Raw genomic sequence first — 1,754 nt, forward strand, 5'->3', positions numbered from 1 at the left:
CCCAAACAAAAGCGAAGTCAATTCGTTAAGCAATAAATTTGAGATAACAAATCAAAAAATCTGATTGAGCTAAGAGCTCATTTTAATTCAAAATGAGAGTTTGATCCTGGCTCAGGACGAACGCTGGCGGCGTGCCTAATACATGCAAGTCGAGCGAGCTTGCCTATTGAAATTCTTCGGAATGGACATAGATACAAGCTAGCGGCGGATGGGTGAGTAACGCGTGGGTAACCTGCCCTTAAGTCTGGGATACCATTTGGAAACAGATGCTAATACCGGATAAAAGCTACTTTCGCATGAAAGAAGTTTAAAAGGCGGCGTAAGCTGTCGCTAAAGGATGGACCTGCGATGCATTAGCTAGTTGGTAAGGTAACGGCTTACCAAGGCGATGATGCATAGCCGAGTTGAGAGACTGATCGGCCACATTGGGACTGAGACACGGCCCAAACTCCTACGGGAGGCAGCAGTAGGGAATCTTCCACAATGGACGCAAGTCTGATGGAGCAACGCCGCGTGAGTGAAGAAGGTTTTCGGATCGTAAAGCTCTGTTGTTGGTGAAGAAGGATAGAGGTAGTAACTGGCCTTTATTTGACGGTAATCAACCAGAAAGTCACGGCTAACTACGTGCCAGCAGCCGCGGTAATACGTAGGTGGCAAGCGTTGTCCGGATTTATTGGGCGTAAAGCGAGCGCAGGCGGATTGATAAGTCTGATGTGAAAGCCTTCGGCTCAACCGAAGAACTGCATCAGAAACTGTCAATCTTGAGTGCAGAAGAGGAGAGTGGAACTCCATGTGTAGCGGTGGAATGCGTAGATATATGGAAGAACACCAGTGGCGAAGGCGGCTCTCTGGTCTGTAACTGACGCTGAGGCTCGAAAGCATGGGTAGCGAACAGGATTAGATACCCTGGTAGTCCATGCCGTAAACGATGAGTGCTAAGTGTTGGGAGGTTTCCGCCTCTCAGTGCTGCAGCTAACGCATTAAGCACTCCGCCTGGGGAGTACGACCGCAAGGTTGAAACTCAAAGGAATTGACGGGGGCCCGCACAAGCGGTGGAGCATGTGGTTTAATTCGAAGCAACGCGAAGAACCTTACCAGGTCTTGACATCCTTTGACCACCTAAGAGATTAGGTTTTCCCTTCGGGGACAAAGAGACAGGTGGTGCATGGCTGTCGTCAGCTCGTGTCGTGAGATGTTGGGTTAAGTCCCGCAACGAGCGCAACCCTTGTTAATAGTTGCCAGCATTAAGTTGGGCACTCTATTGAGACTGCCGGTGACAAACCGGAGGAAGGTGGGGATGACGTCAAGTCATCATGCCCCTTATGACCTGGGCTACACACGTGCTACAATGGGCAGTACAACGAGAAGCGAACCTGTGAAGGCAAGCGGATCTCTTAAAGCTGTTCTCAGTTCGGACTGTAGGCTGCAACTCGCCTACACGAAGCTGGAATCGCTAGTAATCGCGGATCAGCACGCCGCGGTGAATACGTTCCCGGGCCTTGTACACACCGCCCGTCACACCATGAGAGTTTGTAACACCCAAAGTCGGTGAGGTAACCTTTGGAGCCAGCCGCCTAAGGTGGGACAGATGATTAGGGTGAAGTCGTAACAAGGTAGCCGTAGGAGAACCTGCGGCTGGATCACCTCCTTTCTAAGGAAGCAAGGTGCTGGAGAGTAGAGATACTAAAAGAAGGCACTGAGTACGGAAGCACACTAAAGAAACTTTGTTTAGTTTTGAGAGTAGTAACTCTCAA

At 50.0% G+C, this 1,754-nt stretch carries 1 rRNA gene; it reads left to right on the forward strand.

Going from position 1 to position 1,754, the window contains the following annotated elements:
• Window positions 1-88: 88 nt before the first annotated feature.
• A 16S ribosomal RNA gene (locus ETI37_RS07695) occupies window positions 89-1,651 on the forward strand.
• Window positions 1,652-1,754: the final 103 nt, after the last annotated feature.

Source organism: Lactobacillus mulieris (assembly GCF_007095465.1).
In the GTDB taxonomy this organism is placed as follows: domain Bacteria; phylum Bacillota; class Bacilli; order Lactobacillales; family Lactobacillaceae; genus Lactobacillus; species Lactobacillus mulieris.